Origin of the sequence: Micromonospora sp. NPDC049679 (assembly GCF_040659735.1) — a bacterium.
GTDB lineage: Bacteria > Actinomycetota > Actinomycetes > Mycobacteriales > Micromonosporaceae > Micromonospora_I.
Genome location: NZ_JBFANZ010000011.1, coordinates 51,706 through 75,359 on the forward strand (window position 1 = coordinate 51,706; position 23,654 = coordinate 75,359).

The 23,654-nt window shown below is 71.0% G+C and carries 29 protein-coding genes; 22 read left to right on the plus strand and 7 right to left on the minus strand.

From position 1 onward, the window contains the following. Positions 1 to 55: 55 nt before the first annotated feature. The 9 genes from AB0J06_RS09780 to AB0J06_RS09820 are packed head-to-tail and all read left to right on the plus strand — an operon-like array spanning position 56 to position 5,985. Positions 56 to 1,051, plus strand: coding sequence for a PDR/VanB family oxidoreductase (locus AB0J06_RS09780; RefSeq protein WP_357426610.1), 996 nt, complete (start codon positions 56 to 58; stop codon positions 1,049 to 1,051). Positions 1,052 to 1,078: 27 nt separating this feature from the next. Further along, the gene (locus AB0J06_RS09785) at positions 1,079 to 1,804 is read left to right on the plus strand and encodes a PIG-L deacetylase family protein (protein WP_357426612.1); all 726 of its coding nucleotides are present in this window, start codon (positions 1,079 to 1,081) and stop codon (positions 1,802 to 1,804) included. Continuing rightward, the gene (locus AB0J06_RS09790; RefSeq protein ID WP_357426614.1) at positions 1,801 to 2,514 is read left to right on the plus strand and encodes a 4-carboxy-4-hydroxy-2-oxoadipate aldolase/oxaloacetate decarboxylase; all 714 of its coding nucleotides are present in this window, start codon (positions 1,801 to 1,803) and stop codon (positions 2,512 to 2,514) included. Before AB0J06_RS09785 ends, AB0J06_RS09790 begins: the two co-directional genes overlap by 4 nt. Before the next feature lie 11 nt (positions 2,515 to 2,525). Continuing rightward, positions 2,526 to 3,608, plus strand: a complete 1,083-nt coding sequence (locus AB0J06_RS09795) for an aromatic ring-hydroxylating dioxygenase subunit alpha (protein ID WP_357426616.1) — start codon at positions 2,526 to 2,528, stop codon at positions 3,606 to 3,608. Next, positions 3,605 to 4,306 carry an alpha/beta fold hydrolase gene (locus AB0J06_RS09800; protein ID WP_357426618.1) on the plus strand — a complete coding sequence of 234 codons (702 nt, stop codon included), beginning with the start codon at positions 3,605 to 3,607 and terminating at the stop codon, positions 4,304 to 4,306. Before AB0J06_RS09795 ends, AB0J06_RS09800 begins: the two co-directional genes overlap by 4 nt. A gap of 25 nt (positions 4,307 to 4,331) precedes the next feature. Further along, positions 4,332 to 4,607 (plus strand): muconolactone Delta-isomerase family protein, encoded by a 276-nt coding sequence (locus AB0J06_RS09805; RefSeq protein WP_357426620.1) that lies wholly within the window; start codon positions 4,332 to 4,334, stop codon positions 4,605 to 4,607. Further along, on the plus strand, positions 4,607 to 4,789 hold the full coding sequence (locus AB0J06_RS09810) for a hypothetical protein (RefSeq protein ID WP_357426622.1): 183 nt from the start codon (positions 4,607 to 4,609) through the stop codon (positions 4,787 to 4,789). Before AB0J06_RS09805 ends, AB0J06_RS09810 begins: the two co-directional genes overlap by 1 nt. After that, a complete protein-coding gene (gene ligA / locus AB0J06_RS09815) occupies positions 4,779 to 5,135 on the plus strand; it encodes a protocatechuate 4,5-dioxygenase subunit alpha (RefSeq protein WP_357426624.1) in 357 nt (118 codons plus the stop codon). The genes AB0J06_RS09810 and ligA overlap by 11 nt, the downstream gene beginning before the upstream one ends. After that, positions 5,128 to 5,985 (plus strand): class III extradiol dioxygenase subunit beta, encoded by an 858-nt coding sequence (locus AB0J06_RS09820; RefSeq protein WP_357426626.1) that lies wholly within the window; start codon positions 5,128 to 5,130, stop codon positions 5,983 to 5,985. Before ligA ends, AB0J06_RS09820 begins: the two co-directional genes overlap by 8 nt. Positions 5,986 to 6,139: 154 nt before the next feature. Here AB0J06_RS09820 and AB0J06_RS09825 read toward each other — a convergent pair whose 3' ends face one another. The 3 genes from AB0J06_RS09825 to AB0J06_RS09835 all read right to left on the minus strand — a co-directional run bounded on the left by AB0J06_RS09825 (position 6,140) and on the right by AB0J06_RS09835 (position 9,483). Then, positions 6,140 to 7,471 carry an SGNH/GDSL hydrolase family protein gene (locus AB0J06_RS09825; RefSeq protein ID WP_357426628.1) on the minus strand — a complete coding sequence of 444 codons (1,332 nt, stop codon included), beginning with the start codon at positions 7,469 to 7,471 and terminating at the stop codon, positions 6,140 to 6,142. A 219-nt stretch (positions 7,472 to 7,690) separates the two neighbouring features. Continuing rightward, positions 7,691 to 8,599, minus strand: a complete 909-nt coding sequence (locus AB0J06_RS09830; protein WP_357426630.1) for a serine hydrolase — start codon at positions 8,597 to 8,599, stop codon at positions 7,691 to 7,693. Then, complete coding sequence (locus tag AB0J06_RS09835; protein ID WP_357426632.1) at positions 8,596 to 9,483, minus strand: LysR family transcriptional regulator; 888 nt, start codon at positions 9,481 to 9,483, stop codon at positions 8,596 to 8,598. The genes AB0J06_RS09830 and AB0J06_RS09835 overlap by 4 nt, the downstream gene beginning before the upstream one ends. Before the next feature lie 145 nt (positions 9,484 to 9,628). On the opposite strand from AB0J06_RS09835, the gene bla reads away from it, so the two are divergent. Together bla and AB0J06_RS09845 are read left to right on the plus strand one after the other, a co-directional pair. Next, positions 9,629 to 10,543, plus strand: coding sequence for a class A beta-lactamase (gene bla, locus AB0J06_RS09840; protein ID WP_357426634.1), 915 nt, complete (start codon positions 9,629 to 9,631; stop codon positions 10,541 to 10,543). 51 nt (positions 10,544 to 10,594) lie between these two features. After that, positions 10,595 to 10,840: a hypothetical protein gene (locus AB0J06_RS09845; RefSeq protein WP_357426636.1), complete on the plus strand. Its 246-nt coding sequence runs from the start codon at positions 10,595 to 10,597 to the stop codon at positions 10,838 to 10,840. Between the two features lie 73 nt (positions 10,841 to 10,913). On the opposite strand, the gene smpB is transcribed toward AB0J06_RS09845, so the two are convergent. After that, complete coding sequence (smpB, locus tag AB0J06_RS09850; RefSeq protein WP_357426786.1) at positions 10,914 to 11,429, minus strand: SsrA-binding protein SmpB; 516 nt, start codon at positions 11,427 to 11,429, stop codon at positions 10,914 to 10,916. 230 nt (positions 11,430 to 11,659) lie between these two features. Here smpB and AB0J06_RS09855 point away from each other — a divergent pair, with 230 nt between their 5' ends. Further along, on the plus strand, positions 11,660 to 11,986 hold the full coding sequence (locus AB0J06_RS09855; protein WP_357426638.1) for a DUF4326 domain-containing protein: 327 nt from the start codon (positions 11,660 to 11,662) through the stop codon (positions 11,984 to 11,986). Positions 11,987 to 12,077: 91 nt separating this feature from the next. Here AB0J06_RS09855 and AB0J06_RS09860 read toward each other — a convergent pair whose 3' ends face one another. From AB0J06_RS09860 to AB0J06_RS09870, 3 genes are read right to left on the minus strand one after another with little or no spacing between them, the layout of a single operon-like run. Next, a complete protein-coding gene (locus AB0J06_RS09860; RefSeq protein ID WP_357426639.1) occupies positions 12,078 to 13,847 on the minus strand; it encodes a sulfatase in 1,770 nt (589 codons plus the stop codon). Between the two features lie 33 nt (positions 13,848 to 13,880). Next, on the minus strand, positions 13,881 to 14,549 hold the full coding sequence (locus AB0J06_RS09865) for an HAD-IA family hydrolase (RefSeq protein ID WP_357426641.1): 669 nt from the start codon (positions 14,547 to 14,549) through the stop codon (positions 13,881 to 13,883). Positions 14,550 to 14,607: 58 nt separating this feature from the next. Then, positions 14,608 to 15,402, minus strand: coding sequence for a CDP-alcohol phosphatidyltransferase family protein (locus AB0J06_RS09870; RefSeq protein ID WP_357426643.1), 795 nt, complete (start codon positions 15,400 to 15,402; stop codon positions 14,608 to 14,610). Between the two features lie 94 nt (positions 15,403 to 15,496). Here AB0J06_RS09870 and AB0J06_RS09875 point away from each other — a divergent pair, with 94 nt between their 5' ends. The 10 genes from AB0J06_RS09875 (at position 15,497) to AB0J06_RS09920 (ending at position 23,654) form a co-directional block, all read left to right on the plus strand. Continuing rightward, positions 15,497 to 16,477 carry a zinc-binding alcohol dehydrogenase gene (locus tag AB0J06_RS09875; protein ID WP_357426645.1) on the plus strand — a complete coding sequence of 327 codons (981 nt, stop codon included), beginning with the start codon at positions 15,497 to 15,499 and terminating at the stop codon, positions 16,475 to 16,477. A 3-nt stretch (positions 16,478 to 16,480) separates the two neighbouring features. Then, a complete protein-coding gene (locus AB0J06_RS09880) occupies positions 16,481 to 16,879 on the plus strand; it encodes a 6-carboxytetrahydropterin synthase (protein WP_357426647.1) in 399 nt (132 codons plus the stop codon). Further along, positions 16,876 to 17,913, plus strand: a complete 1,038-nt coding sequence (locus AB0J06_RS09885) for a glycosyltransferase family 4 protein (protein WP_357426649.1) — start codon at positions 16,876 to 16,878, stop codon at positions 17,911 to 17,913. Before AB0J06_RS09880 ends, AB0J06_RS09885 begins: the two co-directional genes overlap by 4 nt. Next, positions 17,910 to 18,734, plus strand: a complete 825-nt coding sequence (locus AB0J06_RS09890; RefSeq protein WP_357426651.1) for a class I SAM-dependent methyltransferase — start codon at positions 17,910 to 17,912, stop codon at positions 18,732 to 18,734. Before AB0J06_RS09885 ends, AB0J06_RS09890 begins: the two co-directional genes overlap by 4 nt. A gap of 58 nt (positions 18,735 to 18,792) precedes the next feature. After that, entirely contained in the window at positions 18,793 to 19,764 is a 972-nt protein-coding gene (locus tag AB0J06_RS09895; RefSeq protein WP_357426653.1) for a lysylphosphatidylglycerol synthase transmembrane domain-containing protein, read from the plus strand. Positions 19,765 to 19,865: 101 nt separating this feature from the next. After that, positions 19,866 to 20,522: a GTP cyclohydrolase II gene (gene ribA / locus AB0J06_RS09900; RefSeq protein WP_357426655.1), complete on the plus strand. Its 657-nt coding sequence runs from the start codon at positions 19,866 to 19,868 to the stop codon at positions 20,520 to 20,522. Then, the gene (locus AB0J06_RS09905; protein WP_357426657.1) at positions 20,515 to 21,207 is read left to right on the plus strand and encodes a dihydrofolate reductase family protein; all 693 of its coding nucleotides are present in this window, start codon (positions 20,515 to 20,517) and stop codon (positions 21,205 to 21,207) included. The genes ribA and AB0J06_RS09905 overlap by 8 nt, the downstream gene beginning before the upstream one ends. A gap of 253 nt (positions 21,208 to 21,460) precedes the next feature. Beyond that, entirely contained in the window at positions 21,461 to 22,075 is a 615-nt protein-coding gene (locus AB0J06_RS09910) for a nitroreductase family protein (protein ID WP_357426659.1), read from the plus strand. Between the two features lie 56 nt (positions 22,076 to 22,131). Further along, positions 22,132 to 23,016 carry an AfsA-related hotdog domain-containing protein gene (locus AB0J06_RS09915; RefSeq protein ID WP_357426661.1) on the plus strand — a complete coding sequence of 295 codons (885 nt, stop codon included), beginning with the start codon at positions 22,132 to 22,134 and terminating at the stop codon, positions 23,014 to 23,016. Beyond that, positions 23,013 to 23,654: an isoprenylcysteine carboxylmethyltransferase family protein gene (locus tag AB0J06_RS09920; RefSeq protein ID WP_357426663.1), complete on the plus strand. Its 642-nt coding sequence runs from the start codon at positions 23,013 to 23,015 to the stop codon at positions 23,652 to 23,654. The genes AB0J06_RS09915 and AB0J06_RS09920 overlap by 4 nt, the downstream gene beginning before the upstream one ends.

Here is a 23,654-nt window from a genome sequence, read left to right on the forward strand (position 1 = left end):
GCGGTCATGCCTGACCGCCTCCGACTCCGGCAACGACACAGGGAGGTCAGGCGCCGTGACGACATCGACCGTCTTCGAAGCACCCGCCCCCACCGCACGCACCAACTCCGACTTCGAGGCCGATGTCGTCGTCGCGCAGCGCCGCGACGAGGCGAACGGCGTCGTCAGCGTGGAGCTCTCCCTGCCGGGCGGGTCACCCCTGCCTGCCTGGACGCCGGGTGCGCACATCGACGTCGAGCTGCCGGGTGGGTTGACCCGCCAGTACTCGCTCTGCGGCGACCCTGCCGACACCACCCGGTGGCGGCTCGGTGTGCTGCGCGAGGCCGAAGGGCGCGGTGGATCGCGGTGGGTCGCCGAGGAGCTGACCGTGGGGACGACCCTGCGGGTCCGCGGTCCCCGCAACAACTTCCCGCTGCAAACGGCGGCGCGGTACGTGTTCCTGGCCGGCGGCATCGGCATCACCCCGCTGCTGCCGATGATCCGCGCAGCCGAGGCCGCCGGCGCCGACTGGGTGCTGCACTACGGCGGCCGGACCCGCGCGTCCATGGCCTTCCTCGGCGAGTTGTCGGAGTACGGGCAGCGGGTGCGGGTCTGCCCGCAGGACGAGACGGGGCTGCTCGACCTGGACGCCGCGCTGGGCTCGCCCGCCGCCGACACCCTGGTCTACTGCTGCGGGCCCACCGGCCTGCTCGACGCCGTCGCGGCGCGCTGCGCCGACTGGCCGTCCGGCGCGCTGCGCGTCGAGCGGTTCACCGCCGCCCCGGTGGTCCACGACGGCGCGGACACCGGCTTCGAGGTGGTCTGCGAACGCTCCGGTCTGACCGTCACCGTGGCCCCGGAGCAGAGCATCCTGCGGGCGGTGGAGGACGCCGGGATCGACGTGCTCTCCTCCTGCACCGAGGGCATCTGCGGCACCTGTGAGACCACCGTTGTCGAGGGCGAGCCGGACCACCGCGACTCCCTGCTCACCGACGATGAGAAGGCGGCGGGCGACACGATGATGATCTGTGTCTCCCGGTGCCGGGGCGCGCGCCTCGTGCTCGACCTCTGACCCGCCCGCCCCGACCTGGAGACAACGATGTCCACTACCCCCTCCGTCCTGGTGATCAGCGCGCACGCCGCGGACTTCGTGTGGCGCGCCGGTGGCGCGATCGCGCTCTCCGCGCAGCGCGGGTCCGCCGTGCACGTCGTGTGCCTGAGCTTCGGCGAGCGCGGCGAGTCGCAGGGTCTGTGGCAGCAGGAGGGCATGACGCTCGAGCGGGTCAAGCAGGCCCGCCGCGAGGAGTCCTCGGCCGCGGCCGAGGTGCTCGGGGCGAGTATCGAGTTCCTCGACCTCGGCGACTATCCGCTGCGGGTCGACGAGGCCGCGCAGGACCGCATCGTCGGGATCATGCGCGAGCGGCTGCCCGACGTACTCCTCACCCACGTGCCCAACGACCCGTACAACCGCGACCACAACCTGGCGCACGAGACCACGCTGCTCACCCGAATGGTTGCCCAGGCACATGGGCACGACCCCTCGACGAAGCCGCTCGGCGCCGCCCAGGTGCTGCAGTTCGAGCCGCACCAGCCCGAGGTCTGCGGCTTCGTCCCGGAGCTGCTGCTGGACATCACGCCGGTGTTCGAGCGCAAGACCGAGGCGATGCGGTGCATGGCCGGCGGCCAGGGCCACCTCGTCGACTACTACACCGAGCTCGGTGTGCGCCGCGGTGTGCAGGCGCGCCGCAACGGGGCGCCGAAGAGCGTCACTCACGCCGAGGCCTACCAGCGCACGTTCCCGACCGTGGGGGAGGAGCTCCGATGAGCCGTCACGTCATCGTCCGGACCACCCGTCGCCCGGACGCCGAGGCCGTGGAGGTGCTCGGCCGGGCCGGCGTCGCCACCGCGCACGAGGCGATGGGCCGGCGCGGCCTGACCCACCCGGTGCTGCGGCCGATCTACCCCGGCGCCCGGATCGCCGGCCGCGCCGTCACGGTGCTCAGCCAGCCCGGCGACAATCTGATGATCCACGCCTGCATCGAGCAGTGCGGCCCCGGCGACGTCCTCGTCGTCACCACCACCTCGCCGTCGACCGACGGCATGTTCGGCGAGCTGTTCGCCACCCAGCTCGCCGCGCGCGGCGTACTGGGCCTGGTCATCGACGCCGGCGTCCGCGACGTCGCCGAGTTGACCGCGATGGGCTTCCCCGTCTGGTCGCGCGCCGTCTCGGCCCAGGGGACCGTGAAGGCCACCCCGGGCTCGGTCAACGTGCCCGTCGTTCTCGCCGGCGCCGCCGTCCGGCCCGGCGACGTGATCGTCGCCGACGATGACGGCGTGCTCGTGGTCGCCCGCGAGGACGCCCCGGACGTCGCGGCCGCCTCCCTGGCCCGCGAGGCCAAGGAGCAGGAGAAGCGCGAGCAGTTCCAGGCCGGTGTGCTCGGCCTCGACGTGTACGGCATGCGCGAGACCCTCGCCCGACTGGGCGTCACCTACGTCGATGAGCCGGCGGACGACGCCGCGCCCAGCACCTTCTGAGGAGAACTGTCATGGCAGTCAACCCCATCGTCATGAACGGCTGGTATATCGGCGCCTGGTCGGACGAGGTCACCCGGACGCTGATGCAGCGGTGGATCGGCGGACGGCCGGTCTGCTTCTACCGGCTCTCGGACGGCAGCGTGAACGCGATCGAGGACCGCTGCCCGCACCGCCGCTACCCGCTGTCGCTGGGCCGGCTCGACGGCGACGTCATCGAGTGCAACTACCACGGCTATCGCATCGACGGCTCCGGCTCCTGTGTCGGCGTCGCCGAGCAGCCCGACACCCCGAAGGCGTCGGTGCACCGGTTCCCGCTCGTCGAGCGTCACGGCATCGTGTGGATCTGGCCGGGTGACCCGGAGAAGGCCGACCCCGCCGAGATCCCGGACGCCTCCTGGCTGACCGACGAGAACTGGACCCACGTGCACGGGGTCGTGCCGCTGAAGGCCCGCCAGGTGCTGCTGGTCGAGAACCTGCTCGACCTGACCCACGAGACGTTCCTGCACCCGAGCAGCATCGGCAACGCCGCCGTCGCCTCCACCCCGATCGACGTGACCAGCGAGGGCAACAAGGTCTCGTTCATCCGGCACATGACCGGGATCGAGGCGCCGCCGTTCTACCGGTCGTCGATGGGCGTGACGACCGACATCGACCGCTGGCAGGACGGTGACTTCTACGCCCCCGGCATCTTCATCCTCAACATCCGGATCGCCCCGACCGGCACCGAGGAGCCCGAGGGCTTCCACATGAAGGTCATCTACGGCATGACCCCGGCGACGGAGACCGAGACGCACGACTTCTTCGCCCTCGCCCGGGACTACAAGATCGACGACGCCGAGCTCTCGGACTTCCAGCTCAAGCAGCAGCTGGCGGTCATGAAGGAGGACGTGGACGCCCTCGAGATCCAGGAGCTCATGGTCGCCACGGATCCCGGGATGGTCGAGTCGTCGATCCGCTCCGACGTCGCGGGGATCCGCGGCCGGCGGCTGCTCGAGCGAATGGCCAAGGCGGAGGCGGCGGCCACATCGGCGAACGCCCGTCCCCGCGCCGCGGCTGCCGCGGCACCGGCTCCGGCACCGGCGGGGCGGGCATGACGACCTTCGTCCTCGTCCACGGGGCGTGGCACGGGGGCTGGTGCTGGGACCGGGTCGCCCCGCTGCTGCGCGCGGCCGGCCACGAGGTCCACGCCCCCACCCTCACCGGGCTGTCCGAGCGGGCCCACCTGCTCTCGCCGCTGGTCGGCCTGGACACCCACGTCGAGGACGTCGTCCGGCTGATCGACACGTTCGGCCTGCGGGACGTGGTGCTGGTCGGCCACAGCTACGCCGGCCAGATCGTCACCGCGGTGGCCGACCGGCGGCCGGAGGCGATCGCGCGTCGGGTGTATCTCGACGCGTTCGTCGGCTCCGACGGCGAGGCCGCCCGTGACCTGCTGCCCGAGACGGTGGAGCACCATTGGGCCGAGTCCGCGGCCGAGCAGGGATTCGGGTGGCTGGTGCCGGTGCGCAAGCTCTCCGTGCTCGGCGTGACCGAACAGGTCGACCTCGACTGGCTGACACCCAAGCTGACCCCGCACCCGTGGAAGACCTACACCGACCGGCTCGAGCTCACCGGTGCGGTCGACGGCGTGCCGGCCGCGTTCGTTGAGTGCGTGACGTGGATGCGGGTGTTCCAGGGCCAGGCGGAGCGGGCGCGCGAACGCGGCTGGCCGGTGCACGAGCTGGACACCGGGCACGAGGCGATGGTGACGGCGCCGAGGGCGCTGGCCGACGTCCTGCTCGAGTTGGCCTGACACCACCTTTACGACAGGAGAGATCGTGGAGTTCCTCGTTCGTTCCGAGAACCGCCTGCCCGCCGAGACCCCGGCCGAGCGGCGGGAGGAACTGCGGGCCGCCGAGCGGGTCCGCGCCATGGAGCTGCGGGCCGCGGGCATCCTCAAGCGGCTGTGGCGGGTGCCGGGGCGCAACGCGACCGTCGGCCTCTACGAGGCCGCCGACCCGGCCGAGCTGCACGACGCCCTGATGTCGCTGCCGATGTCCCCGTGGCTGGACGTCCACGTGGAGGCGCTGGCCCAGCACCCGCAGGAGCGGTGATGGCGGCGACGGGCCCGGGGCGCGAATTGCGCATCACCTTCCGGCAGTACGACGGCGAGATGCTGGGCAGCTGCTGGTGCGGACGGACGTGGACCAGCTCGCATCCCCGCCAGTTGTGGGAGTGGCTGGACGAACACGAGCACGCCGCACCGGCGGACGGGAGTGCCCGTGATGGCGACTGACAGGTTCGAGGTGCCGGGGACGCCCATCTTCGACGGGCAGACCAGCCGGCGCGGCTTCCGGATGAACAAGCTCTTCATGAGCCTGCGGTTCGTCGAGAACCGGGAACGGTTCCTCGTCGACGAGGGGGCCTACTGCGACGAGTTCGGGCTCTCGCCCGAGCAGCGTACGGCGGTCCTGGCGCGCGACTGGCAGGCCATGATCGACCTCGGCGGCAGCATCTTCTACGTGTACAAGCTGGCCATGATGGACGGCCGGTCGATGCAGTACCTCGGTGGTGTCTTCAGCGGGATGACCGAGGAGGAGTTCGTGGCGGCGATGCGGGCGGGAGGACGGACCGATGGCTGAGGTGATCTGGGGCCTGGCGACGTCGCACGTGCCGTCGATCGGTGCGGCGATGGACCGGGGCAAGACGCAGGACCCGAACTGGAAGGCGTTGTTCGACGGCTACCAGCCGGCCAGGAAGTGGCTGGCGGAGCACAAGCCCGACGTCGCGATCCTGGTGTACAACGACCACGCCAACGGCATCGACCTCGACATCGTTCCCACCTTCGGGATCGGGACCGCCGACCGGTACACGGTCGCGGACGAGGGCTTCGGGCGGCGCCCGGTGCCCGACGTGATCGGCGACCCTGATCTCTCCCTGCACCTGCTGGAGAGCCTGGTCGACGACGGCTTCGACCTCACCGTCTTCCAGGAACTCGCCGTCGACCACGGGTTCACCGTGCCGCTGTCGGTCTGGACACCGGACCCCGGCGACGCCTGGCCCTGCCCGGTAGTGCCGCTGCTGGTCAACGTCATCCAGTACCCGCAGCCCACGGCCGCGCGGTGTTACGCCCTCGGCCAGGCCATCGGCCGGGCGATCGCGGCATACGACGAGGACGTGAAGATCGGGATCCTCGGCACCGGTGGGATGTCCCACCAGCTGGCCGGGGCGCGGGCGGGCTTCATCAACGCGGAGTTCGACCACATGTTCATGGAGGCCATCGAGAAGGACCCGGCGAAGCTCGCGGCCATGAGCCGCGAGGAGCTGATCCGCCGGGCCGGCTCGGAGGGCATCGAGATGATCATGTGGCTGATCATGCGCGGCGCCATGAACGAGCAGGTGCGCAAGGTGCACTCCACGTACTTCGTGCCGGCCTCCAACACCGCCGCGGGCCTGGCACTGTTCGACAACCGGGTGGCGGAGCCGGCCTGACGCGGCGAGCTGTGCCAGGGGCCCGGACCGTCGCCCCGGCGACGATGGTCCGGGCCCGAAGCGCGATCACGGCGGTCCGCCGCGGGCGCGCCACGCTGAACGACCGGATCTGACCACGCCGCTCGAAGCCGGAGTGGCGCCGCCGGGTGGTACGTCAGTGGTGGAACAGCCCGGCGGGGACGGTGTCGGCCAGCAGTTTGTAGCCGGCGGCGTTGAGGTGCAGGTGGTCACCGGTGTCCACGGTGGACAGCAGTTGGCGGGGATTCGCCGGGTCCCGGGCGGCCCGGTCGAAGTCGATGACGGCGTCGAACCGCCCGCTGGTCCGGATCCAGTGGTTGACCGTCTGGCGGGCAACCTCCCGGGTGCCGGCCGCGTCGTCGTAGCCGGAGTTCCCGCCGAACGGGGTCAGCGTCGCGCCGTACACCCTGATGCCCTGTGCGTGCGCCCGCGTCACGATCTGGTCGTACGCCGTGAGCAGGTCATCCGCGACCGCCTTCTGCGCGGCCTCGGTCGCTTCGGCGGTACCGATGTCGTTGACCCCTTCGAACACGACCAGCCACCTCACCCCGCTCTGCGCCAGCACGTCCCGGTCGAGCCGCGCCAGGGCATTGGGGCCGAGCCCGTCATTGAGCACCCGGTTGCCACCCGCGGCCTGGTTGACCAGCGCGACATTCGCCGTGGGGCGGTACGTGTGCAGCCGGTCCAGGAGTTGATCGGGCCAGCGGTTGTTCCCGTTCGTGGTCGAGCCACGTCCGTCCGTCAGCGAATCACCGAGCATCACCGCGGTCGCGGTCGCGGTGGCGGGCGGCGCGGCCACCTCCACGCCGCTGAGGAAGTACCAGTGGTCGGTCGGCGTCGCGCCCGACAGGGCGGTGTCCTCGATGTGGTTGCCGGCCACCAGGTGAGAGGTGGTCCGGGAGCCGGGGTGGGAGGTGATGTTGTTGGAGCGCTGACCCTCGGCCAGGTAGAGCGTGACGGCGAGGTTGGACCGTGCCGCGAGGGGGAGATCAATCGGATCGGAGACCATCTGCGCGCCGCCCGGGATCACCACGGAGGAGCGGCCGCTGAACGCCACCCGCCTGCCGGTGCCGGGCTCGATCGCGCTGGCCCCGGCCTGCCCCCCGGCCGGCAGCGCCACCGAGGCCGCGGTGATCGGCAGCGGTGCCCCGCCGAACGCGTTGGAGAGCCGTATCCGCATCCGCTGCCCACCCACCGAAACCCGGATCGTCTGCCGCAGCGTGCTGTCGCGCAGGACGAGGTTCTCCTGGGTGAACGGCGCCGGGGGCAGGTTGTGCGGCTCGGTCAACTGCGGCATCGAGGTCCAACTCGCCACCCACCGCCCTCCGGTTGCGCCCGCGACCGCCTCGGCATCCGCGTGGCCGGTGGGGCCGTGCGCCAGGCGCGCGACCGCGGACGAGCCGGCGATGACAGAGGCCGTGAGCGCCCCCACTGTGATCAGGCCCAGCAGCGGGCTTCTCCTGCTCATGCGCGTACCTCCCGTAGGGCTGTCCACCGCGATCGGCGACGGACGCCGCGTCCCGTCAGTCATCGGTAACCTTCGATGAGACGTTACTGACCCCGGGCAGGCGCGTAAAGATTCTCGTCAGGTCGTCGCGTAGCAGCTCGCACACGGTGCTGCAACGGACGGCCGACGTTCGGCGCGGCGCCCCTGCCGTGACAGCAGCTCGCGCCGGCCTGAGCCATCTCAGCAGCGGATTCCCCTCAGGTGGTCGCGCAGAGTGCGGGCGACGTGCGCCATCACCGCCTCGGTGCCGGGCTGATGAACGGCCGGTACGTGCGATTCGGTGAGGGCGGCGACGGCGAACGTCTGCCCGTCGGCGTGTTCGACGACGCCGACCTCGTGGCGGAGGTTGAGGAGTGTGCCGGTCTTCGACGACCACCGGGACGCGTCCGAGGTGAAGTCGGGTGCGAGGCGGTGGCGCAGAATGTTGTCGCCCATCAGTTCCCGTACGCGCGCCGCGCTCGCCGGGTGGACCGACGAAGGCCTCCAGATACCCTGCAGCAGATTGACGAAGCTCCGCGCGGATCCCGCGTTGGCGCGGGCGACATCGAGTTGGGGCACCAGATTCCCGTGTCCGGGGGTCGCCGCGCCGATGGCGAGGGAATGTGCGAGATGACTGTCCACTGGCCCCAGGCGTTCGGCCGGCGTGTCGGTGAGGTCACCCATGAGGTGGCGTACCGCGATGCCGTCGAAGCCCAGCCGGCGCAGTTCGGCGGTGACCTGGGTGGGGGGCGTGAGTGCGAAGAGGGCGTCGGCGGCGACGCCGTCGCTGACTGATGTGCTGAGGTAGAGCAGATCCTCTAGGGCGACGGTGGTCGGGTGGCGGAATCTGCTGATACCGGTCGGTCCCGGGGTGGTGATCCGGCCGGGTGTCACGTGGACCGGTGTCGCCGGATCGAGTTCGCCGCGGGCGATCCGCTCGAGCGTGGCGATCGCCAACGGCACCTTCACCAGCGACGCGATGGGGTAGACCACATCCGTGTCGGTGCCGATCTCCTCGCAGGAGTCGAGGTCGCGTACGAGGAACGACCCGCGTAGGCCGGCATCGTCGAGAGTCGCCCGAGCGGTGCGGATCATCTGGGCGGGGTTCACGCCTGCTGCCCCGCCGGTGCCCCCACGCAGCGTCCTATCCGCGCGTGCAGCAGGGTGCGCAGTCGGTGGGCGTCGTCGCGGACGCCGGCGGTGACGTCATAGCCTCGCGTCAGCCGCAGCTCGCCGATGGGCCGCCAGTGCAGGCCCAGTTCGTCGGCCTGGTCCCGCGAGCAGAGCAGGTGATCGGCAGAGTTGAGCGTGGCGGCGGCGGCGTCGACGAGCGACGTCGCCACCGTCAACTGGGCGGGTTGCAGTCCGACGGCCTGGGCCAGGCGGGTCAGCGGGTCGCGGATGTGGGGCACGTCGTCCTCCGGTTGGATCCAGACGCGGGACCGGCGCGCCGCGCTACGGGACCGGCCGGGGCGGAGGGTTTCCAGGAACAGCGTCGGTGTCTGGGTGTCGGCCTGACCGGCGAGGCCCAGCGGCACCTGCCAGGTGGCCTCGGCCGAGGGCACCGCGACGACGGCGGCGCGGATGCGGAGCGTGCGACACAGCTCGGCGCGCTCGCCCGGTTCGGCCATGTGCAGGTCGAGATGCAGGTCGTGCTGGCGACCCTCGGCAACCAGGCGCGCGAGCGGGCGAGGGGCGCAGATCGCGGGTACGGCCAGCCGGAAGGGGCGCAGCTTGGCCCTTTCAGCGTCGTGCTCCATCGCGTCGGCGAGCTCGACGAGCCGCCGGGCCGACGGCAGCATGTCCCGACCGAACGGCGTCAGTGTAACCGTCCGTGACGACCGGTCGAAGAGTCGGGAGCCGAATCGCTCCTCCAGCGCGGCGATGCGGCGGCTGGCCACGGACTGCGGAATGCGGGCGGCCGCCGCTCCTGCGGTGAAGCTGCCGTATCCGCTCACGGAGACGAAGGCCCGACATGCGGCGACGAGATCCACGACGAGACAGCCTATGCCGGATCGGCATCAATAACACCACTGCGGTCTTGGACAGCATCGTGCGACGGGTGCGACGGTTCGCGGGAGGGAGGCCGACCGGCCAGCCGGAGCGGCCCCGAATCGTCGAACGATCACAAGGGGAATCATGTTGATCTCTCGGACACGACGCGCCGTCGCAGCGGTAACCGCAGCGATCGCGGTCGTTCCCGTTGCCGCCTGTGCCACCGCTGATGCCGCCGTCATGCCCGCGTCGAGCGCGGCCGCCACCACCGCGGCGCCCGTGGAGCGGCAATTGGGACAGCTGGAGACCGCGTTCGACGCGCGGCTGGGCGTCTACGCGATCGACACCGGATCCGGTCGCACCCTCCAGTACCGGGCCGACGAGCGGTTCGCGTACGCGTCGACGTACAAGGCGTTGGCCGCAGCTGCCGTGCTCGACGGAACGTCGACCGCGGAACTCGACCGGATCGTCCGCTACACGCAGGCCGATCTCGTCACCTACTCGCCGATCACCGAGAAACACGTGGGGGAGGGGATGACGCTGCGCGATCTGGCCGACGCCGCGGTCCGGTACAGCGACAACACCGCCGGCAACCTGCTGCTGCGTCACCTCGGCGGCCCGCACCGCTTCGAGAAGGCGCTCCGCGGCATCGGTGACAAGACGACCGAGGCCGACCGCTACGAAACCGAGCTCAACGAGGCCACGCCCGGTGACAAGCGGGACACGAGCACGCCCCGCGCCCTCGCCGCGGACCTGCAGACGTACGCCGTCGGCGGCGCTCTCGACCCCGAGGACCGCGACATCCTCCACCGGTGGCTGCAAGGCAACACCACCGGCGCCCAGCTCATCCGCGCCGGAGTGCCAAGCGGTTGGGTCGTCGGTGACAAGACCGGCGCCGCTGGTTACGGCACACGCAACGACATCGCGCTGATCTGGCCCCCCGGCCGCGCACCCATCGTGGTCGCCATCCTCTCCACCCGCGACGACAAGGACGCCACCTACGACGACGCACTCATCGCCCAGGCCGCGGAGCTCGTCATCGAACAGTTCCGCTCCTGACCCCAGGAGCGGGGCGCGGCCGCACCCGGCGCAGGTTTCGCGCACACGACCTTGCTCCGGCTCGCGGAGAGCCTTCAGCCGCTCTTCACCACGTACCCGCACCGGGTCATCGCTCTGCCTGGGCGGCGGGCGGCCGCACACGACGGGCGTTGCCGGATCGTGGACGCCGTCATCGGACGCCGGGTACGCGACGCCAAGGCCGAGGCGGTGAGCCACATCCGCGGCGTCGAGGCGGACATCGTGCACCACCTCCGGCACAACGACCCCGAGGCGCGGGCCGGTACGGCCAACGGTTGAGGCGGCGAGGCCCGGCACCCGAGCCGCGCGGTGGCGCAGGGTGCCGGGTCCACGCCCGGCCGGTACGGGCGGGCTACTTCCGCTGCCCGGGCATGCCCTTGAGGTGGCGGCTCATCTCCCGGGCGATCTCGCGGTTCGCGTCCCGTTCAGCCAGGGACTGCCGCTTGTCGTAGGACCTCTTGCCGCGAGCGAGGCCGAGCTCGACCTTCGCCCAGCCGTTCTCGAAATACATCGACAACGGCACGAGCGTGAGGCCGCCTTCCCGTACCTTCTCGAGGATCCTGTCGATCTCCACGCGCCGCAGCAGCAGTTTCCGGGTACGGCGAGGCTGATGGTTCGTCCAGGTGCCGTACCCGTATTCCGCGATGTGTAGCCCGTACATCAGGATCTCGCCATCGTGCTCATGGGCGAACGCGTCCACCAGCGATACCCGGCCGGCCCGCAGCGACTTGACCTCGGTGCCAACCAGCACAATCCCGGCCTCGAACGTCTTGAGGATCGCGTAATCGTGCCGCGCCTTCTTGTTCGAAGCGATGAGCTTGCGACCGACTTCCCTGGACGCGACTACCTCCCGGTCGGTGACACTCACCCTGGCTGGTGACGATGTCGAAGATACAACGATCACGCGGGCCAGCAGCGGTGCCGCTCTCAAGCTGATCCACGACGCGTTCCGGCGGGAGTTCACCCGAGGAGCGCGACATGCCCGACAGCTACGACGCGCTGCGTACGGTGAGCGTGCGCAGTGGTCGCCCCTGAGCCGCGTCGGTATTCGGACACGTGGCTGCTGGGCGAGCCGACCAGTGAGGAAGGGATGGCGTCATGGACCGGACGAGCGTCGTGAACCTGAAAGGTCACCTCGGCGATCCCGACTACGCCGACGTGGTCTACGTGGGGCGAACCATGCGTCGTGGCGGCTGGGACCTGGACGGCTCGCCACTGGCCAGCCCGTTCCGCCCCGGTCGGGACGGTAGCCGGGAGCAGGTGCTCGAGGCGTACCGTAGCTGGCTGCTCGACCGACCCGACCTGCTGGCCCGGATACCCGACCTGCGTGGGCGACGACTGGGCTGCTGGTGCGTACCCGAGCCCTGCCACGCCCAGATCCTCGCCGAACTCGCCGACGCCGCGCCCGAGGGCGTCGTCCCGTAGCTCTTCCTCAATCGTCTCCCGCCGTCACGCGGCGAAATGACGGGTTGGGCCCGGGCCGGTGCCGACGACCGGGAGGATTCGGAAGGTTGCCTCAACCTGCCGCTCGCCCCGGTCCGAAGGCGGTCAGGAAGCGGTCGCGGAAGGCATCCATCCGCCAGACCGGGGCCTGCGGGCCGGGCTTCAGGCCGTCCTGCCAGCGCCACCCGGAGATCCGCTCCAGGACGGCGCGGTCACGGGCGACGATCGAGATGGGTACGTCCCGGGTGGCGCCCTCACCGGTGATGAGCGGGGTGGGCTGGTGGTCGCCGAGGACGACGAGCACAAGGTCGTCGTCGCCGTACGTCTCGACGTAGGAGATGACGCTGTTCAGCGAGTACTCGATGGCACGCCGGTACCCGGTCCGCGCCCGGGTGACCGGGTCGCCCTTCGCCCCGGCCTGGGGGCGTTCGGTTGCGGCCGCGGCGTTGTGGAAGACGGACCCGTCACCGATCTCCTTCCAGTCGAGGAGCCGGGGAATGGTCGTCCAGGGCGAGTGGCTCGAGACGAGGGCGATCTCCGCCATCACCGGAGCGCGGTCGGGCGTCGCCTGCGCGAGACGGTGGTAGGCCGACAGGGTGTACTGGTCGGGGATGGGAGCGTAGGCGAAGGTCGGGCCTTCGTATCCGAGGTCGCGGACGTCGTAGAACCGTTCGTGGCCGAAGACCGCCCCCTCCGGCCAGTCCTGACTGACGGCGGGCATGACGCCGACGGTCTGCCAGTTCGCGCGCCGGAAAGCGGCCCCCAGGGTCAGCCGGTCGCTCGCCAGCAGGCCGCGGTGCCGCTGCTCGTTGTCGATCCACAGTCCGGAGAGCAGCGTGTCGTGGGCGAGCCAGCTTCCGCCGCCCATCGCGGGTGAGGTCAGGAAGCCGCTCCGGGAGGTGAACCCGGCGGCGCGCAGCCGGCTGTCCCCGGCGTCCAGCACCGCACCGACCTGGGTCGCGAACTCCGGATCCTCGACCGCGTCACGCCCGTAGCTCTCGATGAAGGCGATGACGACGTGCTTGCCGCGCAAGGCGGTCAGCAGTTGCTCACCCGGGACGTCCCGGAACGCGTCGTCGGCGATCTCCGCAGCGAAGGTCTTCCGATCCCGCAGGCCCGCTCCCACCTGCTGGGCGTGGTCGTAGACCAGGGCCGTCGCGCTGCTGTCGGCGACCGGTACGCCCGGCACGATCCGCACGCCGAGCGCGGCGCAGGCCAACCAGACGACCGCCAGCACCGCGACGGTCCGCCGCGCGCGGGTGTCGTGCCGGGCCACGAGGCGGGCCAGGCGCAGGACCGACAGCGTCATGAGGATGAGCAGGACGGTGACGAGAAGCACCGCCGCGACGACGGCGCCGGTCGCCGCGAACCGCCCGAACGAGTCGGCGAGAAACCCCACGCCGTCATCGAAGAGGACCCAGTCGACCCCCAGGTGGAACGGCCGGTCGAACGCCGTGAAGAACCCCATGTCGATGATCTTGAGGATGGTCAGCAGGCCGAGGGCGGAGCCGAGGAGCGGCGCACCGACCCGCCTGGCCCTGCCCGGCAGGACGAGAAGAAGGGTGACGGCGACGAGCCCCTCGAGCGGTATCCGCACGAACGCCCCGGGCGTGAGGCGATTGAGCTGGTTCGGGGCGACGAGGGCGAACAGCACGAGCAGGCCGGCCAGGGCGCTGGTGACCCACGCCAGCACGGAGTGCGTTCCGAGACGGTCGCTGCCCCCGGTGTCACCCGGCAGGTCGTCGCGCGCCGTACGCTCGGGCGGGCGGTCCGTCGTCAGGCTCTCCTCCGCACCGGATCGCCCCTGCGTCGGTGGCCGGCGGAAGCGCGTGAACAAGAACAACGGATCGCCCTTCGTAGCGAAGCCTGGTGCGGGTCAGACCAGCGACAAGATGTGCCCGAGTCCCCGCGCGCCGCTCTTCGCGGGCGGCGGCAGCAGGAACACGTACATTCCGGCCGCCACCGCGCCGGAGTCGGTGAGCGGGTTGTCACCGACCATGAGGGTCCGTTCCGGGCTGACGTTCAGCTGCTCGCATGCGGTGAGGAACGGCGCGACAGCGGGCTTGCAGACACCGCGTTCGAAGGACATCACGACGGTGTCCAGGAAAGGCGACATCCCCAGCAGGTCCATCGCCGGGCGCAGGTCGAAGCCGGTGTCGCTGACGATTCCGATCCGCAGACCCCGCTCACGCAGGGCCTTCAAGGTGGGAACCGTGTCCGGGAACGCTTCCCAGGACTCGGCGCTGACGGTGAGCCCGTACAACTCCTCGCTCAGCCCCGGAGCCAGCCGCTCACACCCGGCCGTGTCGTACAGCGCGGTCCAGACCTCGCGGTGCCGCGCGTTCGACAGGTCACGGCCTTTCGCCAGCTCCTCAGCGGTGCTGCTGCGTTCGAGCACCCGCCGCCACACGAGCGCGACCTCCTGCGGGTCGAGCGGGTCGACGCCGAGGACGGCTGCCGCTCGGTGCAGCAACGTCTCGCCGTTGCCGGAAAGCCGGATCAGCGTGTCGCCCGCGTCGAACAGGACAGCCTCGAACTGACTCACGTGCGTGTCTCCTTGCTACGGCCCCGGACTGCATGAGCAATCTGCGGGCAGGGGTGCCTCAGATCGGAAGGTGCGCCGCCCACCGCGCCTGCCGCGACGCGACCGGGGGAGCGCTTGGCGGGCGAGGTGGTAGGTGGCCGGTCACCCGGGGATGGCCGGTCCGGACGGGACGCTCCCGCCACAGCCACACGACGTCGCGGCCGAACGACTCGACGAGCAGGGCCAGCGACGCCGCCACCACGACGGCCATCAGCGGCCGGGGTGACACGTCCGCCATCGCGAACACCAGGACGACGCCCTGCACCGCCGCCACGACCTTCCGCCAGTAGCGCGGCGGCAACGTCCCGCGCATCCAGGGCAGCACCCAGATCGCGACGACGAAGGCGTACCGCATCGCTCCGATCGTGAGTACCCAACCACCCGTCAACGGCATGAGGTAGACGCTGAGCACCAGCAGGAGGAACGCGTCGACCTCCATGTCGAAGCGCGCGCCGAGTGCGCTCGCGGTGCCGGTGCGTCGGGCCACGTATCCGTCGACCCCGTCGAGCACCAGCGCCACGGCGGTGAAGATGACCATCACCTCGACCGGCGCCTGCCGGCCGAACGAGTCGACCGTCAGCGCTGCGACGGCGCCGACGAGGATCCCCCGGCTCAACGTCACCCGGTCGGCCGGGCCGAGGTCGCCCGTACCCGCCCGGCGCAGCCCCCGGGTGAGGGCGATGCACGTGACAGCACCGTACGCGATCCCCGTCAGCCACCCCGCGCTGCTGAGACCGACTGTTCCGGCGAGGCCCGCCAGCAGGACAAACTGGACGATCAGCCCGATCACCGGACCGGTTTGAACCCTGGGCACCGTGCCTCCGTGACTAAGATCGACGACCCGCTGACAGGGAACACGGAAAATGCGGCCGTTCGGTTCGGTTCGGGATCCAGATGAGGAGAATTCGGTGACGCGCGAGGCCCACGCCTTCTGGTTACGCTCGCCCGGGAAGGGCGAGATCCGGTCGGCGACGCTGCCCGCCCCCGGCCCCGACGAGGTCCTCGTCCGCACCCTCCGTTCCGGCATCAGCCGGGGGACCGAGACCTTGGTCTACCAGGGCGGCGTGCCCGCGAGCCAGTACGCCGCGATGCGCGCGCCGTTCCAGGAGGGCGACTTCCCCGGACCGGTGAAGTACGGCTACCTCAACGTGGGCGTCGTCGAGGAGGGTCCGTCGAGCCTGCTCGGGCGTAGCGTCTTCTGCCTCTACCCGCACCAGACCGCGTACGTCGTCCCGGCCAGCGCCGTGATCGCCGTGCCCGACGGTGTTCCGCCTGCGCGCGCGGTGCTCGCCGGGACCGTCGAGACCGCGGTGAACGCCCTGTGGGACGCCGCGCCCCTCGTCGGCGACCGGATCACGGTGGTGGGCGCCGGTATGGTCGGTTGCTCCGTCGCCGCCCTGCTCGCCCGGTTTCCCGGCGTGCGGGTCCAGTTGGTCGACGCCGATCCCGGCCGGGCCGCTGTCGCCGCGGCGCTGGGCGTCGAGTTCGCGCTGCCGGCGCAGGCCGCCGACGGCCGTGACCTGGTGGTACACGCCAGCGCGACATCCGCCGGGCTCCAGCGGTCGCTGGACCTGCTCGCGCCGGAAGGCACGGTCGTCGAGCTGAGCTGGTACGGGGATCGTGCGGTCGAACTCTCGCTGGGCGGTTCGTTCCACTCCGGTCGCCTCAACATCCGCAGCAGCCAGGTGGGCACGGTCTCGCCGGCGCGACGGGGGAGCCGGACGTTCGCGGATCGCCTGACGCTCGCCCTGGAACTGCTCCGCGATCCCGCGTTCGACGCGCTGATCACCGGCGCGTCCCGCTTTGAGGAGCTACCCGACGTGCTCGGCCGACTGGCCGACGGCACCCTTCCCGCCCTGTGTCATCTCATCACCTACGACGGAGAGTGATCCTTGTTCAGCGTGACCGTCCGTGATCACATCATGATCGCGCATAGCTTCCGTGGCGAGGTCTTCGGACCGGCCCAGCGACTGCACGGGGCGACGTTCGTCGTTGACGCGACGTTCCGCCGGGCCGAGCTCGACGCCGACAACATCGTCGTCGACATCGGACGGGCCGCCCAGCAGTTGAACGCGGTTCTCGCCCAGCTCAACTACCGCAACCTCGACGACGAGGCCGCGTTCACCGGGATCAACACGTCGACCGAGATGCTCGCCCGCACGATCGCGGACCGCATCGCCGAGCGGGTGCACGCCGGCGACCTCGGCGAAGGCGCGCGCGGGCTCGCCGGGATCATGGTCACGCTCCACGAGTCGCACATCGCGTGGGCCAGCTACGAGCGGCCACTATGACGGTGGTGCACGTCGTCCTGCCCAACGACATCGATGATCCGGCCACGCCGAGCGGCGGCAACACCTACGACCGCCGGATCTGTCAGGGCCTCGCCGCCGCGGGATGGTCGGTACGCGAGCATGCCGTGCGCGGCGCCTGGCCCGCGCCGGACGCGACGGAGCGGGCCGACCTCACCCGCGTGCTCTCGGCGATACCCGACAACGCGGTCGTCCTGCTCGACGGCCTGATCGCCTCGGCCGTACCGGACGTGCTGGCACCGCAGGCCCGACGGCTGCGCCTGGTTGTCCTGGTGCACATGCCGCTGGGCGACGACGCTGAGGGGGCGGCCCTGGCGGCCGCGGTCGCGGTGGTCACGACCAGCGAGTGGACCCGGCGACGCCTGCTCGACCTGTACGGGTTGCCCGCCGACCGGGTCCACGTCGCCACGCCCGGGGTGGATCGCGCACCCCTGGCGCCCGGGTCGGACACCGGCTCGGAACTGCTCTGCGTCGCTGCCGTCACACCGCACAAGGGACATGACGTGTTGACCGAGGCGCTGGCGGCGGTCGGGGACATGCCCTGGACCTGCGTCTGCGTCGGGGCGTTGACCCGGGATCCGGGCTTCGTCGACCTGCTCCGTCGGCAGACGCACGGGTACGGTCTCGCCGACCGGGTGCGGCTGGTCGGCCCGCGTACCGGCGATGAACTCGCCGCCGCGTACGCCGCCGCCGACCTGCTGGTGCTGGCGTCGCGCGGCGAGACGTACGGCATGGTGGTCACCGAGGCGCTGGCCCGTGGGATCCCGGTGCTGGCGACGGCGGCGAACGGGCTGCCGGAGGCGCTGGGCCACGCGCCGGACGGTAGCCGGCCGGGCATCCTGGTGGAGCCCGACGACCCGCCGGCCCTGGCCGGCGCGCTGCGTCGCTGGCTCAGCGACACCGACCTGCGGCAGCAGTTGCGGCGGTCCGCCCACGGACGCCGGACCACGCTCAGGGACTGGACGGTCACCGCGGCATCGATGGCAGAAGTCCTGAAGGGGGCAGTGGCGGCATGAGTGTGGACATCTCGCTCGACTTCGCGGCATGGCTCCGGCTGCGGGAGGCCGCCGACGCGGCGGCCCGTGCGCCGGAGCTCGTCGAACGGGTCCGCCGTCATCTGGCCGGCAGCCCCCGTACGGTGATCCATGATCTCGGCACCGGCACGGGATCGATGGGTCGTTGGCTGGCTCCGCAGTTGCCCGGGCCGCAGCATTGGATCATGTACGACCAGGACGCCGACCTGCTGGAACGCGCCAAGGCCCAGATGGTCGACACGGCCGCCGACGGCGCGCCCGTCACCGTCGAGACCCGACGGCGCGACATCACCCGGCTGACCGCCGCCGATCTCGATGGCGCCTCCCTGGTCACCGCCTCCGCACTGCTCGACATGCTGACCGCCGACGAGGTCGAGCGGGTCGTGGCGGCCTGCGCGGGCGCTGGTTGTGCGACGTTGCTGATGATCTCGGTGGTCGGTCGGGTGGAGCTCACCCCGGCTGACCCGCTGGACGTGGAGATCGCTGAGGCGTTCAACGCCCATCAGCGTCGGACGGTCGGCGGCCGGACCCTGCTCGGGCCGGACGCCGTCGAGGCGTGCGTCGACGCGTTCGGCCGGCGCGGAGTCGCCGTCGAGGTCCGGTCCAGTCCCTGGCGGCTCGGCGCGGACCAGGCCGATCTGACGTCCGAGTGGTTCAAGGGCTGGCTGGGCGCGGCGTGCGAGCAGCGGCCGGAGTTGGCCGGGCCGGCGGCGGCGTACGCGCGTCGTCGGCTGGCAGACGCCGCCGCGGGTCGGCTCGGGGCCGTGGTCCAGCACAGCGACCTCCTCGCCGGCTGTGAATGAACCGTCAAGCTCTGCGCTGCGTAGAGGCAAGAAGACGTTCTTCCGGGGGAGGCCGCGTTTGCGACAGGGTAGCCGCGCCACGCCCACGTCACGGTTGTTGTGGGCGTGGGTGCGGACGCTCAGCGGGGTAGGGCTTCTCGCCTTCCTGCTGTGGCGGCTGGGCACCGGTCCGTTCCTCGACGGGCTGCGCTCGATAGACGGCTGGGCACTCGGGGCGGCGCTCGGTATCGGCGCGTTGACCACGGTCTGCTGCGCGTGGCGATGGAGCCTGGTTGCGGGTGGCCTCGGTGTCCGCTTGCCGCTGCGCACCGCGGTGGCCCATTGCTACCGCGCGGTGTTCCTGAACGCGACGCTTCCGGGCGGGGTGCTCGGTGACGTGCACCGCGCGGTGCGCCACGGGCGGGACGTCGGCGATGTCGGGCGCGGCATCCGCGCGGTGGTGTGGGAACGGACCGCCGGCCAGATCGTCCAGGTGGCCATGGCGATCGTCATCCTGTTCGCGCTGCCGTCGCCGATACGACCATTCCTGCCGGCCGCGACCGCGCTGATGGTGGTGGGCGGGCTCGCTGCCGTACTGCTGGCCCGGGCTCTGCCGCGATCCGGCACGTCGCGGTGGGCGCGGGGGCTCCGCGCCGCGGTGGCCGACGTCCGCGACGGACTGCTCGCGCGCCGCACCTGGCTGGGCGTGGTACTGGCATCCGCCGTGGTCGTGGCGGGCCACCTGGCGACCTTCCTGGTCGCGGCGCGTACGGCGGGCTCCACGGCGTCGCTGTCCCGGCTGCTGCCGCTGACGTTGCTGGCTCTGCTGGCCATGGGGTTGCCGGCGAATGTCGGCGGCTTCGGGCCGCGCGAGGGCGTGGCGGCGTGGGCGTTCGCCGCTGCCGGCCTCACCGCCGCCCAGGGGGTCGCCACCGCGATGGTGTACGGGGCCCTGGTGCTCGTCTCGAGTCTGCCCGGCGCCGCCGTGCTGGTGCTCCGGCGGGTCCGCGTGCCCGCCGCCGTCCCGCGGGAAGGCGCGGTGGCTGGTTGACCGTCCGGGCGACGCCGGCAGAGGTGGACCCGGGCCGGCGACGTGGTTCTGAGGCGGGATGCGCTGTCGGCGTGTCCGGCAGCATCTGATGGAGGAGACCAATGTACGAAGCACTGCGGGTCGCAACGGTCCGGACGCAGGTCACGGTGCCGCTCCGATTCCCCGACGGATACGCCACGACCGCGCGCGTATTTTCGTTCAACGGGCTGGTGGACGACCGGGAGCATCTCGCGTTCGGCCTGGGCGATTGGGCGGGATCGGGTGACCGACACGCCGCCGGCGGACCAGCGCCGCTGGTGCGCCCGCACAGCGAGTGCCTGACCGGAGACGTGTTCGGCAGCCAGCGGTGTGACTGCGGCCCGCAACTGCGCGAGGCGGTCGAACGCATCGCGGGTGCGGGTGGCTTCCTGCTCTACCTCCGGCAGGAAGGGCGCGGCGTCGGCCTCTACACCAAGCTCGACGCCTATGCGCTGCAGGACGCCGGCCTGGACACGTACGAGGCGAACGTCGCGCTGGGTCACCGTGAGGACGAGCGTGACTACACCGCGGCGGCGCAGATGCTGGGCGCCTTGGGCGTGGAGCGCATCACTCTCCTGAGCAACAACCCGGACAAGGCGGAACAGTTGGGCCGGCTCGGGGTGACGGTGAACGAACGTGTCCCGACCGGTGTGTACCTGTCCCCGGCCAACGCGGGCTACCTGGCGGCGAAGGTCAGCCGCGGCGCCCACACTCTCGAACTCCCGTTCGTCCGTGAGTGAGCGCCCGTACGTACTGCTCAGCTGCGCCATGTCGATCGACGGTTACATCGACGACGCGACCGGTCAGCGGCTGCTGCTGTCGAACATGGAAGACCTGGATCGCATCGATGCGGTACGTGCCGAATGCGACGCGATCCTGGTCGGCGCGAGCACCGTCCGGCTGGACAACCCACGGCTGATGGTGCGTTCGCAGCAGCGCCGAGATCTGCGGGTCGCGCATGGCCTGCCCGCGTCGCCGACGAAGGTCACGGTGACGGCTCGCGGTGATCTTGATCCGACCGCCCGGTTCTTCGCGACCGGCGACACGGACAAGATCGTGTACTGCGCGACGGATGCCGTGGACAAGACCCGGGAGCGCCTCGGCAGCGTGGCCACCATCGTGGACGGGGGAGAGTCGGTCAACGTCGAGTGGGCCCTGGCCGACCTCGCCGCCCGTGGCGTACGCCGGCTGATGGTGGAAGGTGGCGGAACCATGCACTCGCAGTTCCTCACCGCCGGGCTGGCCGACGAGCTGCACCTGGTGGTCGCTCCGTTCTTCGTCGGCGACTGCCGCGCGCCCCGCTTCGTCACCGACGGTGAGTTCCCCTGGCGTCCCGGTCACCGGGCGAGCGTGGCGGAGGTGCGCCAGATCGACGACGTGGTGCTGACGCGGTACGCGCTCTCGGACCGGTTCGGTGCCGCGTGACCGACCGCCCGCTCTGCCGCCGCGGATGACGTCACCTGGGTGTGGCGACCCGCCTGCCGTGTTTCCACGGCCCGCCCGCTTCTGCGTCCCGTCACGGCGGACGACGCGGGGGCGTGGCGTTCTCGGGCCTGGTTTATAGATTTCACGCGATGGATACAACGCTCTGTAAGAGTCATCATAGTCTATTCGCTATGACGGTCGGTCCACTTAGCATTCAGCCGGTAAGAGCCGACGCTTCCAGAGGAGACACTCCGTGGACGCCCTGTCGATGACCCCGGATCAGCTGCTGACCACGACGCGCGCCGTGCGCCGCCGGTTGGACCTCACGCGGCCGGTCGGACTTGACACCGTCAAGGAGTGCCTGCGCATCGCGCTCCAGGCGCCCTCCCGGGCCAACGCCCAGCCGTGGCGTTGGATCGTTGTCACCGACCCGGCCCAGCGGGTGGCGGTCGGCCGGTGGCACACGCGCGCCTGGCAGGAGCGCTTCGATCGCCAGCAGGGCTGTTCCGTGCCGATGGTGCGCAGCGCCCGCCATCTCGCCCAGCGCATCGCCGACGTTCCCGTGCTGGTGGTTCCCTGCCTGCAACTGGAGTCCGGCGTGCTGCCCGAAGGAAACCAGGCCAGCCTGTGGGGCTCGCTACTGCCCGCCGTGTGGAGCTACATGCTCGCTGCCCGCTCCCGCGGCCTCGGCACCGCGTGGACGACGGTGCATCTGGCCTATGAGCGGCAGGTGGCCGAGGTGCTGGGGCTGCCGGACAACGTACGCCAGGGCGCCCTGATTCCCACCGCCCATGTGCTCGGGACCGAGTTCCGGCCCGCCCGCCGCCGGCCCGTCGAAGAAGTCCTGTACGTCGACCGTTGGTCGTAACGCATCGGCAGTGGGCGGGTTCCGAGTTGTCGACCACATTCGTGAGGTGTCCCGGAATGAATGACCACAGCTCCACCACCGCGTTGCTGGACACGGAAGCGCCCGCTCTACTCGGCTCCATCCACCGGCTGTCCGATCAGGACGGCGCCGTGGCTGAACTGCGCGTCGACCAGCGCGACCCGTTCTTCTTCGACCACCCGCTCGACCACGTCCCCGGCATGCTGATGGTCTGCGGCATGGTGGAGTTGGCGCGCGCGTGCGTCGACACGGCGCCCGAGGGCCGGGTCGAGGCTGCGATGACCTTCCGGAGCATGTGTGAGCTCGATCCCGCTCCGGTGCTGTCGCTGGACGCCCGCGACACCCGACGACGGAAGGTACGGGGATACCAGGACGCCACCGTCGTCGCCGACGGCTGGTTCGAGTTCACCGCCGCCGACGACCTGCCTGAGCGTGAATGTCGGGTCGACGCGAGCCGGTGGACGAAGGCCCCGGCGTCACTGGTGCACCGGGCCCGCGGCGAGAACATCATGATCGGTGATCCGTGGCAGGCCGACGGCCACGTCACCGCCGCGGTGTTGCAGCCGCCGGCAGGGCACGCCCTTGACGGTCGCCGCCCGGAGACCCACCCGGTGGAGGGACTGGTCGAAGCCGGTCGGCAGTTCGCCACCTGGCTGCCGCACCGCTTCGGCAGGTGGCCGTTGGATGCCCACATGCTGTGGATCGGCGTGACCGTCGAGCTGCCCAGCGGTCTGCCTCGGTCACGTCCGGTGGCGCTGCGGTGGCGGGTGGCGCCGATCGCCGGGAACAAGGCCAAGCTCCACCTCGACCTGGTTCCCGCGGACGGTCGAGGCCCCGTTCTCGGTTCCCTCTGCTACGCGAGCAAGGTGCTCGGGCCGGCCGAATATGCGCGGTTCCGTGGCAACGGGGGGAGCGCCGCATGAACCAGCGCGCCGTCGTCGCATGCCTGCGCGCCCTGCTGCCGACTACCGTGGCCGCGTTCCTGGTCGCGATCGGCATCCACCTGTCGCGGGCCAGCCGGCCGCCACACGTGGTCGCGGCCGTACTCGCCGCCCTGTATCTGCTGTGGATGCTGCTCGAGGCGCGGATCACGGTAAGCAACCCGTCCCAGGCGGCCGCCGAAAACAACACACTGCTGCCGTACGCGCTGAGCCGGGCCGGCGTCGGTGTCTCTGCCGTGCTGTGGCCGCTGCGATGGGACCGGTTGTCGGCATGGATGGCCGTGCCGGTGGTGCTGTTCGCCGGCGCCGTCGCGCTACGGCTGGTGGCCATCCGGACATTGGGCCGGTTCTACTCCCACCACGTTGTTCGCTACTCAGACCATTTGATCGTGACCACCGGCCCGTACGCGATGGTGCGACACCCCGCGTACAGCGGGATGCTGCTGGCCAACGCGGGATTCGTGGCCTTCTTTCCCAACCCGCTGAGCGTGCTGCTGCTCGTGGTGTTGTGCGCGGTGGTGGTCTGGCGGATCAGCGTCGAGGAACGGGTGCTGTTGACCGTCCCCGGCTACCCGGCGTATGCCAGCGGACGTGCACGACTCGTTCCGGGGCTGTGGTAG

Bases quoted from the DNA above. Each gene is read 5' to 3' on its own strand.
- AB0J06_RS09785 (WP_357426612.1), top strand. From the start codon at position 1,079: ATGTCCACTACCCCCTCCGTCCTGGTGATCAGCGCGCACGCCGCGGAC.
- AB0J06_RS09790 (WP_357426614.1), top strand. From the start codon at position 1,801: ATGAGCCGTCACGTCATCGTCCGGACCACCCGTCGCCCGGACGCCGAG.
- AB0J06_RS09795 (WP_357426616.1), top strand. From the start codon at position 2,526: ATGGCAGTCAACCCCATCGTCATGAACGGCTGGTATATCGGCGCCTGG.
- AB0J06_RS09800 (WP_357426618.1), top strand. From the start codon at position 3,605: ATGACGACCTTCGTCCTCGTCCACGGGGCGTGGCACGGGGGCTGGTGC.
- AB0J06_RS09810 (WP_357426622.1), top strand. From the start codon at position 4,607: ATGGCGGCGACGGGCCCGGGGCGCGAATTGCGCATCACCTTCCGGCAG.
- ligA (WP_357426624.1), top strand. From the start codon at position 4,779: ATGGCGACTGACAGGTTCGAGGTGCCGGGGACGCCCATCTTCGACGGG.
- AB0J06_RS09820 (WP_357426626.1), top strand. From the start codon at position 5,128: ATGGCTGAGGTGATCTGGGGCCTGGCGACGTCGCACGTGCCGTCGATC.
- AB0J06_RS09825 (WP_357426628.1), bottom strand. From the start codon at position 7,471: ATGAGCAGGAGAAGCCCGCTGCTGGGCCTGATCACAGTGGGGGCGCTC.
- bla (WP_357426634.1), top strand. From the start codon at position 9,629: ATGTTGATCTCTCGGACACGACGCGCCGTCGCAGCGGTAACCGCAGCG.
- AB0J06_RS09855 (WP_357426638.1), top strand. From the start codon at position 11,660: ATGGACCGGACGAGCGTCGTGAACCTGAAAGGTCACCTCGGCGATCCC.
- AB0J06_RS09885 (WP_357426649.1), top strand. From the start codon at position 16,876: ATGACGGTGGTGCACGTCGTCCTGCCCAACGACATCGATGATCCGGCC.
- AB0J06_RS09890 (WP_357426651.1), top strand. From the start codon at position 17,910: ATGAGTGTGGACATCTCGCTCGACTTCGCGGCATGGCTCCGGCTGCGG.
- ribA (WP_357426655.1), top strand. From the start codon at position 19,866: ATGTACGAAGCACTGCGGGTCGCAACGGTCCGGACGCAGGTCACGGTG.
- AB0J06_RS09915 (WP_357426661.1), top strand. From the start codon at position 22,132: ATGAATGACCACAGCTCCACCACCGCGTTGCTGGACACGGAAGCGCCC.
- AB0J06_RS09920 (WP_357426663.1), top strand. From the start codon at position 23,013: ATGAACCAGCGCGCCGTCGTCGCATGCCTGCGCGCCCTGCTGCCGACT.